10 protein-coding genes are annotated in these 16,410 nt (G+C 40.8%); 6 read left to right on the top strand and 4 right to left on the bottom strand.

The features are described 5' to 3' along the window. Positions 1-387: 387 nt before the first annotated feature. The 5 genes from RM552_RS16105 to RM552_RS16085 all read left to right on the top strand — a co-directional run bounded on the left by RM552_RS16105 (position 388) and on the right by RM552_RS16085 (position 7,785). Positions 388-2,892, top strand: coding sequence for a TonB-dependent receptor (locus tag RM552_RS16105; protein WP_311369901.1), 2,505 nt, complete (start codon positions 388-390; stop codon positions 2,890-2,892). A gap of 62 nt (positions 2,893-2,954) precedes the next feature. Then, positions 2,955-4,247, top strand: coding sequence for an MFS transporter (locus tag RM552_RS16100; protein WP_311369900.1), 1,293 nt, complete (start codon positions 2,955-2,957; stop codon positions 4,245-4,247). 41 nt (positions 4,248-4,288) lie between these two features. Continuing rightward, positions 4,289-5,170 carry an ROK family protein gene (locus tag RM552_RS16095; protein WP_311369899.1) on the top strand — a complete coding sequence of 294 codons (882 nt, stop codon included), beginning with the start codon at positions 4,289-4,291 and terminating at the stop codon, positions 5,168-5,170. Between the two features lie 38 nt (positions 5,171-5,208). Next, the gene (gene gtfA / locus RM552_RS16090; protein WP_311369898.1) at positions 5,209-6,696 is read left to right on the top strand and encodes a sucrose phosphorylase; all 1,488 of its coding nucleotides are present in this window, start codon (positions 5,209-5,211) and stop codon (positions 6,694-6,696) included. 42 nt (positions 6,697-6,738) lie between these two features. After that, a complete protein-coding gene (locus tag RM552_RS16085; protein WP_311369897.1) occupies positions 6,739-7,785 on the top strand; it encodes a LacI family DNA-binding transcriptional regulator in 1,047 nt (348 codons plus the stop codon). Between the two features lie 188 nt (positions 7,786-7,973). Here the strand turns inward: RM552_RS16085 and RM552_RS16080 are convergent, their stop codons facing one another. The 3 genes from RM552_RS16080 to RM552_RS16070 all read right to left on the bottom strand — a co-directional run bounded on the left by RM552_RS16080 (position 7,974) and on the right by RM552_RS16070 (position 12,598). Next, on the bottom strand, positions 7,974-8,834 hold the full coding sequence (locus RM552_RS16080) for an MBL fold metallo-hydrolase (RefSeq protein ID WP_311369896.1): 861 nt from the start codon (positions 8,832-8,834) through the stop codon (positions 7,974-7,976). Positions 8,835-8,869: 35 nt separating this feature from the next. Then, positions 8,870-10,945 (bottom strand): ATP-dependent DNA helicase RecG, encoded by a 2,076-nt coding sequence (recG, locus tag RM552_RS16075; protein WP_311369895.1) that lies wholly within the window; start codon positions 10,943-10,945, stop codon positions 8,870-8,872. Between the two features lie 264 nt (positions 10,946-11,209). After that, entirely contained in the window at positions 11,210-12,598 is a 1,389-nt protein-coding gene (locus tag RM552_RS16070) for a xanthine permease (protein ID WP_311369894.1), read from the bottom strand. A gap of 244 nt (positions 12,599-12,842) precedes the next feature. Between RM552_RS16070 and RM552_RS16065 the strand changes: the two genes are divergently transcribed. Beyond that, positions 12,843-14,426, top strand: a complete 1,584-nt coding sequence (locus RM552_RS16065) for an ABC-F family ATPase (protein ID WP_311369893.1) — start codon at positions 12,843-12,845, stop codon at positions 14,424-14,426. A 38-nt stretch (positions 14,427-14,464) separates the two neighbouring features. On the opposite strand, the gene RM552_RS16060 is transcribed toward RM552_RS16065, so the two are convergent. After that, positions 14,465-16,147: a methyl-accepting chemotaxis protein gene (locus RM552_RS16060; protein ID WP_311369892.1), complete on the bottom strand. Its 1,683-nt coding sequence runs from the start codon at positions 16,145-16,147 to the stop codon at positions 14,465-14,467. Positions 16,148-16,410 lie beyond the last annotated feature (263 nt).

Raw genomic sequence — 16,410 nt, 5'->3', positions numbered from 1 at the left:
ACTCACTTCTTATGTTGCCTTATTAATGCTCTGAAAAACTTTGATATGCAGCAAATCACGTAAGTGAAGACTAGTGGAAGATCTTCACAAAAAAAATCAAAATTAATTAATTTTGACTTTAGAAACAGTGAAAGACTAATTTCAATATAACAAAAAACTAATGGCAAAATAGTGTAAGCTTATAGGGTTTTTGTCTTTTCAATAAAGTAAAAATATTTATATATCATGTGCTTAAGGTAATTTTCATTTTTTTGTAAAATATTTGTTTACAATTTGGAATGTTTTATTTAACATTTACTTAATCGATTAAGTAAATTTCTTTTTAATGATACCTTACTTCATCTAACTAGCTCTTTTCGACACAACACATTAACATGAGGCAAAAAAATGAGCGTTAACCACAAAAGAACAACACTGGCACTAGCCGTACTCGCTTCTTTAAGTAGCAGCGTATTTGCACAACAAAATACTGAAGAAACTGAAGAAAAACAGGATTACGAGACGATTTTAGTAACTGCCGCACCAGCGGGGGTTGAAGCCCAAGAAGCGTCCGTTTCAGTAAGTACGCTTGTACCCGACAATATCTTTAAGTTGGCACCGCGTTCAACTGCCGAAGTATTTAGAGCACTTCCTGGTGTTCGTGCTGAGTCATCTGGTGGTGGCGGTAACGCGAATATCACTATTCGTGGGATTCCCTTAGCAACGGGTGGGTCGAAATTCATGCAATTACATGAAGATGGGCTACCTGTGCTCGAGTTCGGCGATATTAACTTTGGTAATGCCGATAATTTCCTTCGCTACGACTGGTCAGTGGGTTCAATTCAGTCAGTTCGTGGTGGTTCAGCCTCAACATTTGCAAGTAACTCGCCAGGTGGTGTAATCAATATGATTAGCAAAACCGGCGAATTCGGCGGAGGCGCAATTGGTACCTCTTTTGGTCTTGACTATGAAGAATTTCGTTTAGACTTCTCCTATGGAGGTGAAATCAACGATGACCTGTATTTCCATCTTGGTGGCTTTGCCCGCGGAGGTGAGGGTACGCGTGATACTGGTTACAATGGTGACCAAGGTGGTCAAGTTAAATTTAATATTACCCAAGTACTTGATAACGGTCATGTCCGGTTCTACTTCAAAAACCTAGATGACAGAGTAACCACTTATTTACCTGCTCCGGTAAGGGTTAACTCTAATGGCGATTATGGTCCGGTTGAGAACTTTGATGCTAGTAGCCAAACACTACATTCTGCCTACACAACAAATGTATCTACCTTTGATTCATTTGGAAACCCAAAAAACCGTGATCTTACCGATGGCATCGAATCAAATGTGACCTCGTTTGGTTTTGAAGTCGATTTAGAAGTCGCGCCGGAGCTAATATTAGTCAACCGATTTAGAACATCTAAGGTATCAGGAAGCTTTATCTCTCCATTTACGGATACTTTTGGTGCATATGGTCCCCAATCGGCAAGCAATATGGCGTCTGCAATCTGTGATTCTGCATTGGATGGAGATGGTAATGGGTTTAATTGTGCGTCAACATCAGTCACATTGGCGAATGGTCCTAATTCTGGTAGCGAATACAATGGGTTAGCATTTTTAAACCTGTTATTCGATACTTCTTTAAACGATTTAGGTAATCTAATCAACGACTTAAATCTGACCAAACAATTTGACAATGGTGTGACTGTTACAGCGGGTTATTACTACTCAAAACAAGACATTGCAGCAAGCTGGAATAGCTGGAACACCTTTATTCAAACAGTAGACGGTACAAATTCGCAATACTTACATATTGAGGATGCCGACGGTCGCGCGCTTGTTAATAATGGTCTCTGGGCTCCAAGCTTTTTGTCTTGGGAGTGGGATCTTAACTACACAACAACAGCACCCTACATCAACCTAGGTTTTGAATTGGGTGATGACTGGTTATTTGATGTCAGCGCCCGTCGGGACTCGGTTAAAGCAAATGGTGAGTTGATAAACTCATGCTGCGGCGGAAATACCGATTTCGATTTGAATGGTGATGGAATCATTGACGGTAATAGTGAAGATGCGTCTGCCTCAAATGGCTTTGGATTTGGCGGCGGGGTGATCAACTTAAACCGAGCAGGAGCTGCGAGTCAAATTATCGATTACGAAGCTAGTAACACGTCATTTTCATTGGGTGGTTCATATCTATACAGTGATGATATAACAATGTTCGCTAGATACAGCGAAGGTGGCAGAGCACTTGCTGATCGTTTGTTGCAAATAGCGGGAACTTTAAATAGCGACGGCAGCTTAACTAGCACTACATCGGGGTTTGATGAAACCAAACAACTAGAACTTGGTGTTAAATATGGGACGCGTGACTTTATGCTGAACGGTACATTCTTCAGCACGGTCACTCAAGATACGCAAGCAGAAGTTACAAGTGGATTAACTTTCATCCGTGAATATGAAGCGATTGGAATCGAACTTGAAGGGCGTTACAATTTCGGTAACGGCTTCTCAATCATCGGTAATGGTACGTGGACTGATGCGGAAATAAGTAAAGACCAGTTTAACCAAGCCCTAGTGGGTAAAACGCCGCGTAGACAAGCCGATTTTATTTATACCATAACACCACAATATGAATCGGATAATTTTGTAGTGGGCGCAAGCTTACAAGGGTCAACAGAGTATTTTGTGCAAGACTCCAATGAATTGAAGCAAGATGCATATAACATCATCAATCTATTTGCTACTTATTATATCTCTGATGCTTTTTCAGTATCACTAAACGTGAATAATGCAAGCGACGAGTTTGTAATCACTGAATCAGAGGAAAGCAATGCTGCAATTGGAGATATAATTAGAGCCCGTCCACTTAATGGTCGTACAAGTTCAATTCAATTGAAGTATGAGTTTTAACTAATGGATAAAGTTGCAAGGGTATTCGCCCTTGCAATTCTACTAATTACATAGAGGTTAATATGTCAAATATTGTTGCATCACAAAAAAACCTGACTTTAATCAGATGGTTGACTTATTTGATGTTTATGATGTTTGCAATGACATCTGATTCGGTAGGCGAAATAATTAAAGAAGTAAAGCTAGAGTTTGACGTTTCTAATACCCAAGCTAGCTTACTGCACTCTCTATTTATGGTTGGTATTGCGTTTTCGGGATTATTCTTGGGTTTTCTTGCTGACCGTTTTGGTCGAAAGCCAACATTAATTTTAGGTCTGGCCTTATTCGCTGTTTCTTGTTACTTATTTTTACTAGGTGGGGGCTTTAACTTCATTCTTGGTTTAATTACCTTGTCTGGGTTAGCCGTCGGTATTTTTAAGACTGCAGCACTTGCGCTTATTGGGGATATATCAAGCTCAACTAAAGAGCATACAGGCACAATGAATGGCGCAGAGGCATTCTTTGGAGTTGGTGCTATTATTGGACCATTATTGGTAGCTTATCTTATCCGCAACGGTGTTGATTGGATTTGGCTGTATGTTATTGCCGGTGGCTTATGCACGTTTTTAATAGTGGTTGCGTTACTAGTTAAATATCCCAAAACAGTCCATCCTATCGACACAAAACCCAGCAATCTTAGTAGCAGTTTAAAACTATTAAAGGACCCTTACGCAATGGCATTTTCAATCGGCGCTTTTCTTTATGTTGCGGCTGAAAGTGCGATTTACGTTTGGATGCCGAGTTATCTGTTGTGCGATGCTGGCTCAGTCAACGATATGTTTGCATGCTATACCAATGATGCGAATAAGGTTCTCGCCTTATATTCTGTATCTGTGTTCTTTTCACTGAGAGCAATAGGGCGATTTGTCGGTATTTGGATGATGCAACGCTTTGAATGGAGTCGAGTATTAGTATGGTTCAGTTTTGCTATATTACTTTGCTTTATCGGTGGTTTGGTTGGTGGTAAAACTGTTGCCGTTTATTTATTTCCACTGACAGGGATTTTTATGTCCGTGATTTACCCAACCTTCAACTCCAAAGGCATTAGCTGCTTTGCAAAAGCACAACATGGAACTGTAGCAGGTGTAATCTTGTTTTTTACAGCAGCAGGAGCCGCCGCCGGACCATTAATCATGGGGATCGTTACCGACGCCAATGGTGGTGATGCAAAATATGGGTTTATTGTTGCGACTGTATTTTCAGGACTACTTTTTCTCGGTCTTGTATACAACACAATAAAAAAACCGGTTGAAGACCGTTTAGCTCAAATAGAGCAAGCAGAATATTCGTCAAAGCTTTCCACAGAATCAAATTGAAAAGACTCATCATTTGTATAATTGAAGGTTAAGAAGTTGAGATGACAAAATACTATGCCGTTATAGAGGCCGGTGGCACTAAATTCAGATGTGCTGTTATAAATGACAAAAAACAGATAGTTGAGGAATGCAGGGTTCCAACCAGAATGCCGAAGGATACTCTGGCAGACGTACTAATGTTTTTTAAACGGGAAAAAGTGAATGTTGGGAAATATTCTGCGCTCGGTATTGCGAGTTTCGGCCCGCTAGATTTAGATATAACATCACCTACTTTTGGGTTTATAACAAAAACTCCAAAGTCTGGCTGGACAGGGACTTCACTTGCGGTTCCGTTAGCACAAAGCCTCGATTGTCCCGTCGCTTTAGATACCGACGTAAATGGGGCTGCTATAGCAGAACATATGTGGGGTGCTGGACAAAGGAAGAGCGTTGTAATTTACATAACAGTCGGCACTGGTATCGGTGGGGGTGTTGTTATTGACGGTAAACCTCTACATGGACTGATTCATCCAGAAATTGGCCATACACTCATTCCTGGACATCCTTCTATTTCGGGTGTTTGTCCTTTCCATTCGAATTGTGCAGAAGGCCTTGGTTCTGGAGCTGCTTTGAATGAAATTTGGGGGCAACCAGCCGAAACGTTAGCACCGGAACACCAGGCTTGGGACATTGAAGCCCATATATTATCTCAGCTTAGCCATAATTTACTCGTATGTTACTCGCCTCAAAAAATTATTTTTGGAGGCGGATTATTTGCCAATGAGCAGTTAATTGACTCCATCATTACTAAAACTGAGCGCAGTCTAGCTAACTATCTTAGCTTGCCAGAATCTATTTCTCTAAATGACGTTATTGTGCCGACAGGGCTAGGGCAAGAAAGCGGTATACTCGGCGCTTTCGCGCTTGCTCAATCATGCGCTTGAATAAATAAACACAATTAAAATTTATATGGAACAAACTTATGTTAGCAAAAAATAACGTTCAACTTATCACCTATGTTGACCGTTTTGGTGGGTCCACGCTTGACGAGTTAAACACTCTTTTGACAAAAGATTTAAAGGGGCTTTTCGGAGGTGTTCATTTGTTACCATTTTATTATCCAATTGACGGTGCAGATGCGGGATTTGACCCAATTGATCACACGTCTGTTGATAATCGGCTTGGCCGCTGGGCAGACATATCACAGATGGGAGAAAAGCTTGAGATCATGGCTGACATGATTGTTAATCACATGTCTGCCCAGAGTAAACCATTTACGGATGTGCTAGCACACGGTAAGGCGTCACAATATTGGCCATTGTTTTTAACGCGTGATTCGGTATTCGATGACGAAAACTCCCCGGACATTGACAAAGTTTTTCGTCCGCGACCTACCAAATTTTTTTCTGATTTCACACTTAAAGATGGTACTGAAGTACCATTTTGGACCACTTTTACCTCAAATCAAATCGATATCGATGTAGAGTCAAAACAAGGAAAAGACTATCTTGAATCGATTTTAACCGTATTTTCCCAAAATAATATAAAACTTATTAGGCTCGATGCAGCCGGATATGCCATAAAAAAAGCGGGCACAAACTGCTTTATGTTAGAACAAACTTTCGAATTTATTCAAGCGTTGAGTGAGCGAGCATCTGAACTTGGGTTAGAGTGTTTGGTTGAGATTCATAGTCATTATCAAACACAAATCGAAATTGCAAAACGCTGCGATGCTGTTTACGACTTTGCGTTACCGCCATTGATTTTACACACCCTATTTACTCGTGATGCCAGCGCACTAAAAAAATGGTTGGCAATCTCTCCACGTAACTGCTACACCGTGCTTGATACACATGATGGCATAGGTATAGTCGACGTTGGTGCCTCTGACGGTAAACCGGGTTTACTTAATAATGACGAGATTGACAATTTGGTTGAAACGATACATCAAAACTCTTTAGGAGAGTCGCGCAAAGCCACGGGGAATGCAGCTAGTAACGTTGATTTGTACCAAGTCAATTGTACTTTTTATGACTCTCTCGGACGAGATGATATGTCTTACTTAGTGGCGCGGGCTATTCAATTTTTCTGCCCTGGGATCCCTCAGGTTTATTATGCCGGGTTTTTGGCCTGTGAAAATGATATTGAGCTATTGAAAAAAACTAAAGTGGGACGTGATATCAATCGACCATACATTAACAAAGAAGAATTCGATAGAAGGCTCAAATTTCCAATAGTTAAAGCATTAACTTCGTTAATTAGATTTAGAAATAATGACGTATTTACTGGCGATTTTATTTGCTCTGCAAATAATAATTCTCTAATCATGCGTTGGACAAAAGAGACTGACCACGCGCAACTTACGGTTGACCTTGAAAACTTAGACGCTAAAATTGAATTGAATCAGAACAATAAAATCCAATACATGCAATTATCAAGTCTTATGCGTTCATTCGAAAATAAGGTATGATGCACAGCTAATTTTTGGCACTAATAAAGGCTTTGGCGGTAAATGAGTGGTAACAGATTGGCGATAAAAGAGGTTGCACGCCGGATAGGCGTGTCCACCGCAAGTATTTCTTATGCATTTAATCGTCCCGAACAATTATCTGAGAAAAGGCGCAAAGAGATTTTACGTGCGTGCGAAGAGATGGGGTACTTCGGCCCAAACAAAGCCGCTCGTTCGCTTCGCCAAGGAAAATCAAATATTATCGCTTTGATACTTCCAGATGAGTTGGACTACATGGTAAGTGATCCTGTCGCTAGTGAGTTTATTGAAGGCGTTGCGAAGGCTCTTAAAACCACTGATAAACATCTATTGTTATTCTCAGGGAACAACAAAAGCGTAAATGAGATCATTGATTTTGTGGACGGTTTTATTTGCTACGGCTCTCCAAGAAACCTTGCTCTGTTGAAACAATTATCAAGTATTAAAAAAAATATAGTCACAGTTGATTTTGATATTGTGGGTATTCCTTCTATAAATATTGATAACGAAGAGGCGGCTTATCAATCAGCATGTTTAGCCATTGGTGAAGTGGCAGTCGTCCCTGTTATTATTGGATTACGTTTAGTCGCAAGTGAATTTACTTGCACGATCGAACAAAAACCGCTTATCGGAAGTGGATTTTCCATTTCACATCGAAGGCTAGACGGGTATTACCGAGCATTAACTCAATACAAAATTTCAATCGACGATAGTCATATTTGGCATATACCTGAGAATACTCATGTGCACGCTATTATCGCAGCGAAAGAAGCACTTTCGTTAAAACCCAGACCTACTGTTGTAATGTGTATGAGCGACATCATTGCGCTGGCGGTCTTGAAAGTAGCCCTTCAAATGGGTCTTCGTATTCCAGAAGATCTTCGGGTAGTGGGTTTTGACGGCATTGAACAAGGACAACAATATCATCCTACTTTAACAACAGTTCAGCAATTTAGCGTTGAAAAAGGCATCAAAGCAGCGGAACTATTTATGAGTGACGGACAAAAGAGCGAACAACTAAGCTTTAAAATTTTAAGTGGTGAAACTGCGCCCTTTAAAGGACAGATTTGAACTAAAGCTTAAAAGATTATGCAGAGACCTTGTAAGGTATTGATATAATTATGAGAGTTCCTCATAAAATTTATTGTCGACGTCTCAAAGGCTTATCTAATAAATAAGCAATATTCAACATACTACCGGTTGTTTTTAAAAGCGTATTTTTCATTATTTGACAAAACAAGCTTAACGCATGCTGCAAATTAATGCTCATGCTTGATAGTTCGTTGCTCGCCAGACTTTGAAAAATAGTCTTTGCCGGTTTCCTTTAAGCGCTTTGGCACTTGCATAGGCACATGCACGCCCACATGCTGCTTAGCGTTTATGAGTTCATCTAAAATATAATTGCCTTCAAGTTGATAAAAAAACCAATATGGCGGAAAAGCTAGATCGGTTTCCCGACTTTGCCAGTGTGCTTTAAAGGGTAAATAATGGTCGTCGTTTGCGTCTGCATCGCCCATGTGCATTACGGTGATATTCTCATTCTTTTTGTCTGCTTCTGTGTTGGATAGCGTCACTCGAAATACAATGTTTTCGATATCAGCTCTGCCAGGCCAGCCTGCATGCGGAATTCTCACACCTTCGAATACCATTTCACCAAGCTCAATTTGCTGGGGTGCCTGGTTGAAAGCAAGTTTTACTTCATATAACTGTGAACTAACTTTATCGGCTCCAGTTAAAGCCCTTAATTCATCAATGGCTTGCTGAGGAGCAACCAATTTTGTTTTTGGATACAAACTCAAATAACGCAGTACTTCGTCGGCTGCAAAATGATCGCCATGAGCATGACTAATCACGATGGCATCAATATCATCAAAGGGGGCTTGCCCAGCAAATACTTTTTTCAAGGTTTCTGCGGGCACAAGTTGGTATTGACCATAATTGTTATGAAAAAATGGGTCAAATAATACTTTGCTATTACCATTTGTGACTAACACCGACTCGTTCGCAAGATAAGTCGCCGAAGGCTCGTGAGCTTTTACAAAGCCACCCCATAGTGTAATCATAGTGACTAAAAAGGAATTCAGAAGTAAGTGTTGCCTGAAGGTTTTATCTAAGCGCATATTTTTTCTACCATATAGACGGAATTAGCAATATTTTATGCATTGGAATACTCATCTTTGTAGGCCAGCCATCGTTCTATCAACGCATATGATTGACTCTGGTAATCATGCCACATTTTTTCAGCAAGCTGATTAACCTGAGGGATAAGCGCGGCATCTCTGACTAAATCGGCAATTTTAAGATCGGCGACTCCCGTTTGCTTGGTGCCAAGTAACTCGCCTGGCCCGCGTATTTCGAGATCTTTTTCGGCAATATAAAAGCCATCATTAGACTCTCGCAATACGCTCAGCCTCTTACTCGCTGTTTTCGACAAAGGGCTTTGATACATTAAAACACAATGACTTTCGACTGAACCACGCCCCACTCTGCCGCGCAATTGATGCAATTGCGCCAAACCCAAGCGCTCTGGGTTTTCAATGATCATTAGGCTGGCATTTGGCACATCTACACCCACCTCTATTACTGTTGTGGCAACTAATAAATCTAACTCGCCCGCTTTAAAACTATCCATAATCGACTGTTTTTCAGCTGCTTTTAAACGCCCATGTACCAAACCGACTTTTAAATCGGGCAAGGCAGTTGCCAGCGCAATGCATGTATCTTCCGCAGCTTGGCATTGCAACATTTCTGACTCTTCTATAAGTGTGCATACCCAATAGATTTGGCGTTTATCGTGCAAAGCCGATTGTCGGACTCTGTCTATAATTTCGCTGCGACGAGTATCGGGTAAAACCACCGTTTTAACTGGGGTTCGACCCGGCGGTAATTCATCAATAATGGAGGTGTCGAGATCCGCATAAGCCGTCATAGCTAAAGTCCGAGGAATAGGCGTAGCAGTCATAATTAACTGGTGTGGAAATTGCCCTGAATCTTCTCCTTTTTTACGCAAAGCCAATCGTTGATGCACCCCAAAACGGTGTTGTTCGTCAACAATCACTAGGGCTAACTTTTTGTAAGCGACCGCGTCTTGAAAAATAGCATGTGTGCCTACTAAAAATTGAATCTCGCCTACAGCCAAAGCCGCTAGGGTTTCTGTCCGTGCCTTACCTTTTAACTTGCCGGCTAACCAGTCTACTTTTATACCCAAAGGCGTAAGCCAGTGAGTAAAGTTTTGTAAATGTTGTTCTGCAAGTAATTCTGTAGGCGCCATTAGCGCAACTTGATAACCGGCATCAATCACGCTTAAAGCAGCAAGTGCAGCAACAAGCGTTTTACCTGAACCAACATCTCCTTGTACCAAGCGCATCATAGGCTTTGCTAACGCTAAATCAGCTTCGATTTCTTGCACAACGCGTGTTTGTGCACCTGTTGGCGAAAAAGGCAAGGCTCGTAAAAAAGCATCTTTTAATTGGGTGCTTAAGCCAATAGCTAAGCCTGGGTCTTGATGAGCTTCTGCTTTCACTTTTAACATACTAAGGTGATGCGCCAATAACTCCTCGAGTACAAGCCTAATTTGCGCGGGGTGTTGGCCTTCGTCAAGCATGTTTAAGTCGATATCGGGCGACGGTCTATGCACTAAGTGCAATGCTTCTTCTAGAGAAACCTGTTCGGCATATAAACCAGCAGGTAATAAATCGACCAAGGCGCCTTTTTTTAGTTGCAACAAAGCTTGATCAGTCAGTTTACGCAAGGTTATTTGATTAACGCCCTCAGTGGTTGGATAAACCGGTGTTAAGAACTCTTCCATGTCGAGATTACTATCACCTGTCACAACTTTGTATTCGGGGTGCATTATTTCCCACCCAACATTACCTGAACGAACCTCACCAAAAGCTCTTATAGTAGTGCCTTCGGTAAAACCTTTCAGTTGAGCAGCAGAAAAATGGAAAAACCTCAAGTTAAGCACATCGGTGCCATCGCTCACTTTTACTATGAGCATGCGTTTGCGCCCATACTTGATGTCTGCACTTAATACTTGCGCCACTATGGTTGCGTGAATGCCAGCATACACATCGCCAATAGGATAAACCCGTGTACGGTCTTGATATCGTAAGGGCAAATGGAAAATAACGTCTTGTAAGTTTTTTAACCCTAGCTTCGCGAGTTTTTCTGCGACTTTTGCTCCCACACCTTTAAGTGTAGTAACCGAAGTGTCAGCTAGAGACTTCAACGACTTCATCCTTGCCGTTTGGGGCGATCTCACTATTATTAGTGACTACTTTTTCATCCCACAATCTCATAAAATCTCGAAATGCTAAAACGACAACAACAATAATGCCGACTGACACGAAGACAGGGTGTATAAGAATTTGCAGAATCATATCCATGGTTCAAACGATAAACAGTCGAATACTCAATAAGATAGCATAAATCTTTTAATAGGCTTAATAAAACTAATCTTCGCTATGATTTAAATCGGCACTTGAATCTGCTTTTAAGTATGTTCTTCGCTTTTTTCTTGTTCTGGCTTAAAGACCTTCACACCGCATAAAGCGACTATAGTGATTAAACCTATGCCTAAACCTAACCAAGGCTCAAAGACGCTGAATGCCATAGCAGTTATTACCATCGCACCTCTTTCTGTTGCATCACTTACTAAGCTCAAGGCTAGTGTTGCACAAGCAAAGGCCGTCAGTATTAAGGTCACCGCTAAAGCAACTGGTAATAATGGCTCAAGCAAAGTCACCAGTGGCAGAAGTACGTATAGCAAAGGAATACCAAATAAATAGAAGCTACCAATACTGTCATAAAGGGAATCTAGCTTTTCGCGTCCTTCACTCCATTTTTTAAGAAGGACAACTTGAATGCCTGTCCATAAAACGCCTTGTGTACAGAAAAATGGGGCAGTGATACCCATTAAAACATTACGAATCCCTGTGGCCATGTGCGAACGACTACTATTGAGATCAAGCTTTTCATCTTTTCTTGATTTTTGAGCTTGTTCAATCATTTCGTTTCCAGTAACAACATCGCCAAAAAACAAAATATAGGTAATAAGTGCAAGAGGGAAGCTAGCAGCAAACGTGCCCCAAGACGGCCATCCGATAATAAATGGCGATGATTTTTCCCATAAGGATACGCTAGCTCCTGCAACATCAAGGAGTTGCCAACGAATATTATAATCAAATTCAGTGGTAAAATATCCAACTACACCAGCCACAACAAATCCGGGTAATAATCCCATACTAAGCAGTTTTGCGAGCCATTGTTTGTTCATAGCTAAGGCTTGCATTGGTTTTGAGAAAGCAAATACTAAGCAAATAACCACTCCTAAGGTGCCTGCAATTGGCGCAGACTGAAAAACATTGGCCGCATCACCGTCTTTGGTGACCCTTAAAAAAGCGGCTAGCGCTGCTCCCAGAATTATTCCGCCTTTGAGCACATTCGGGACTGATTTTATCAATTTTGCCCCAAGACCTGTCACCCCCAAGACAATCAAAATAAATGCAAAATTAAGCGACAGAGCTGTCATGGCTTGAAACTGTAAGGTGTGATCCCCTAAATATGCAGGCGTTGTAATAAATGCCACTACAAATGGAATTGCCGGAGTCAGCCATCCGGGGGCGTATGGGTCACCAAATAACATCCAAGAAAACGAGATTAACAAGCTGTGGATCATTGCCATAACAACGGCTTCTTCAAAACTAAGACCCAGTAGCGCCATAAAATAGGGAACCAAGGCTAAACCTGTCGCACCTGCAACGGCAAACCCTTGCAAGGCGTCAGAAAGTGAAAAACGTAAATGCACAAGTGGAATTCGTAAGGTAAACGGGCCCCATTTAATTCCCGGTTGAACTTCGCCATCTGGTCTTTTTACTAACATCACTTTCCTCCTTCAATCTTTTGGCAATAGCTTTTTGCTGAGCCTCATGCATAAAGTAACATTTTTATTACGATATATTTACATTAATATCTCAAATTTCCTCAATAAAATATCATTTGCTGTTTACTCAGCCGATTTGTGAGCCTATATCGTAGCTTTGTTAGGTACTTTTCAGGTAAAATGCGCGCCCTGTTTATCGGTGCACAAAACAAAAACACCGACGCTTATTTTAAGGAAGCTTGTTTTGATCACTGCTGCAAACATCACAATGCAATTTGGCGCCAAACCATTGTTTGAAAATATCTCGGCCAAATTTGGCAATGGCAACCGCTATGGCCTAATTGGTGCTAATGGTTGTGGAAAGTCGACCTTGATGAAAATTATGAGTGGTGAGCTTGCTCCAAGCGCTGGTAATATTTCAATTGCGCCCGGCGAACGAATTGGTACGTTGAACCAAAACCAATTTGCCTTTGAAGAATATTCTGTGGTCGATGCTGTTATTGTAGGCGATGCTAGATTGTGGGAAGTCAAACAAGAGCGCGACCGTATATACAGCTTGCCAGAGATGTCTGAAGAAGACGGCATGAAAGTCGCTGACTTAGAAACTGAATTCGCCGAATTAGATGGTTACACTTCTGAAACACGCGCCATCGAATTACTCATTGAGGCGGGCATTGATGAAAAGCTACATTTTGGCTTAATGTCGGAAGTTGCACCGGGATTAAAATTACGCGTGCTAATTGCTCAAGCCTTATTTTCTGAACCCGATATTTTATTGCTCGATGAGCCAACCAACAACCTCGATATTTATACCATTAAGTGGTTAGAAGACGTGCTCAACCAACGAAAATGCACAATGGTAATTATCTCACACGACCGCCATTTTCTTAATGCAGTTTGTACGCATATGGCAGATATAGATTTTGGCGAGTTACGTATTTATCCAGGCAACTATGAATCTTACATGGCCGCATCTGAACTTGCCAAAGATCAAATCGTAAACGAGAATGCCAAAAAGAGCGCAGAAATTGAAGAGCTACAAAGTTTCGTTGCCCGCTTCTCTGCTAATGCTTCTAAAGCTAAACAAGCCACTTCACGGGCACGTCGTCTAGAAAAAATTGAGCTTGAAGAAGTCATACCTTCAAGTAGGCAATCGCCCTACATCACTTACAAGCAACATAAAAAACTGCACCGCAACGCACTTGAAATACACCAAATTGAACACGGATTTGATGGTCAAACCTTGTTTAAAAGTCCGGATATTTTGCTGGAAGCTGGCGCCAAACTTGCGGTGATAGGTGAAAATGGTGCAGGAAAAACCACTTTCTTGCGTTGCCTTATGAATCAAATTAAGCCGAATGCCGGCACACTTAAATGGTCAGAAAACGCTGCGATTGGCTATATTGCACAAGATGTGAGCGACGAATTTGGCGTATCGATGAACTTATTTGATTGGATGTCGCAATGGCGTACACCAAAACATGACGATTTAGCCGTTAGAGCAATGCTAGGTCGGATGTTATTCAGCGCCGATGATGTAAAAAAAGACGTGCAGGTCTGTTCGGGCGGAGAAAAAAACAGGTTGTTATTTGGTAAACTCATGATGCAAGAAATAAACGTGATCATTATGGACGAACCGACTAATCACATGGACATGGAAGCCATTGAAGCACTCAATAAAGCCCTCAAGAACTTTGACGGTACATTGGTGTTTGTTAGCCACGACCGAGAATTTGTTTCTACCTTAGCTTCATCGATTATTGAAATAAAAGATCAAAGACTAAATTACTTTCATGGCACATATGAAGAGTACGTTAGTAAGCACTAGACTTAAAGCGGATATATGTCCGATTATGAAAGTGGTGTTTAGAACATCACAACATCAGTTTCAGCGCTAGACTTTTTAGTCGTTTCCGGCTTTTCAACTGTAAAACGACTGGCCACATCTTGGATGTCTTTTATCACATTTTGAACCATAGTCGTTGTTTCTGTAATTTGCGCATTTGTATCTTGAGTTTGTTCTGACAGATGCACGGTTTCTTCAACCTCTTGATTCACTTTTTTAGATGAGGCCGACTGTTCGTGAATCTTATCGGTAATTTTGTTTTGTTCTTGTACTAATTGACTTAATACCCCATTAGTTGACTGCATAAAGGCAATCATATCTGTGTATTTCTCAGTGGTTTCTTGCGTTAACTCGATACTCGAACTAATGCTTTGGGCTGTATCTTCTGTATTTTTATTCAAGCGAGAAATAATATTGGTAATATCACCTGCGCTACTTTGTGTTTTTTGTGCCAGTTGACGAACTTCATCTGCCACTACAGCAAAGCCTCTACCAGATTCTCCTGCCCTTGCTGCCTCAATAGCTGCATTAAGCGCCAGAAGATTGGTTTGCTCAGCAATATTTAAAATGGTGTTTAACATTGTGGATATTGCGTCTGACTCTAGCTTAAGCTCACTCATACGCTCTTTGCTTACCTTCATGGCATCGTTTACGTCTGTCACAAGTTGCTTGCTCTGCATGTACCGCTCTATTTCTTGCTGCATTGACTTTGCATTTTCGTCAATAAACTTCCCATTTTGGGTGCCTACTTTAAGTAGTTCAGAAGAGCTATGATTAACTTGCTCCACAAAGGACTTTAAAGTCACTGAACGTTTATGCGTTGCATCGATACCACTACCTAAGTTGTTTAGTTGGGAGAATGTGGTCCCGATAAAAATACCCAACTGCTCCATGTTGACTAAGATTTCATTAATCAGCTTGCCAAGATCGGTTCTAATGAGCTCAACATTGCCCATAAGTTGCCCAATCTGATCATGTCTATCGGTATTGATTACGTGTGTAAAGTCGCCACTAGCTAGATTTTTTGATGCCGCATTTAATCGATTAATAGGCTTAATAATGCGTTTTTCTATCATTAAGGTAATAAATGTAAATGTTATTAGGATCGTGAACGTAATAAATACAATCGCAATAATAGAGTTCGTATTGCTTTGGTCGAGTAGTGTTTCGCTTGATAGTTTTGTTTGTCCGTCAACAATCTTCGTGGCTTCAATTAATAGCCTTGTTGCCTCGCGATCGATGCCCCTAACAGCAATATCAGCTCCCTTATGGTCAAAATTGTTCGTTATGAAAAAGTTGTAACCCGTCTGGTAAGAGGCAATCATGTCAGGATAAATCTGTTGGAAATTTAAGAGCACATCTCGTAATGGTGATGCTGGTATGTCTTTCAGCAACGCGTCAACTTCACGGGGAATATTTTGTGAATAATTATTAAATCGTCCCCAATATTTGTTTCTGAGCTCCTCGTCATGTCCTCGCAGCAAGGTATTTTTCCATTCCTGCACTTGCGTTTTAAAATCTACATTTATTTTACCAATCGCCTCCAGAGTAGCTAAGTCTTCAAAGATGAGGCCTTGGTAACTAGAGATTATTTGGTTCTTATTCGCGATTGCGATGCTAAACACCAAGATAAGTGCGCTTACACCAGCTGCCAGTATCGCCAAGACTTGCATGCGAATACTCGTAGATATGATTTTAAACATGTTCTTTCCGTTGTCGTGAGAATATTACGAACAATTAATCGATTTGTACTATTTGTATCGACAAAAGGCAGTCTTTCCAGAGCTAATTTTGATGACATTTTTATGACATTTTTATGACAACAATTTCTGTATTAACTGAACTGTATCTTAAAATTTGCCGTCAGTACTTTTTACACCTTATTGCTGTTACATTTAATTTTATTTAATTATCAATAACTTATAACATGGCCTTTTAATTGCATTAGCGGATACCTTGTAACTAT

The sequence above is a fragment of the Glaciecola petra genome (genome assembly GCF_031846345.1).
Classification (GTDB): domain Bacteria; phylum Pseudomonadota; class Gammaproteobacteria; order Enterobacterales; family Alteromonadaceae; genus Glaciecola; species Glaciecola petra.
The sequence above is the reverse complement of the archived record's forward strand: the minus strand, read 5'-3'. Positions and strand labels throughout refer to the sequence as shown.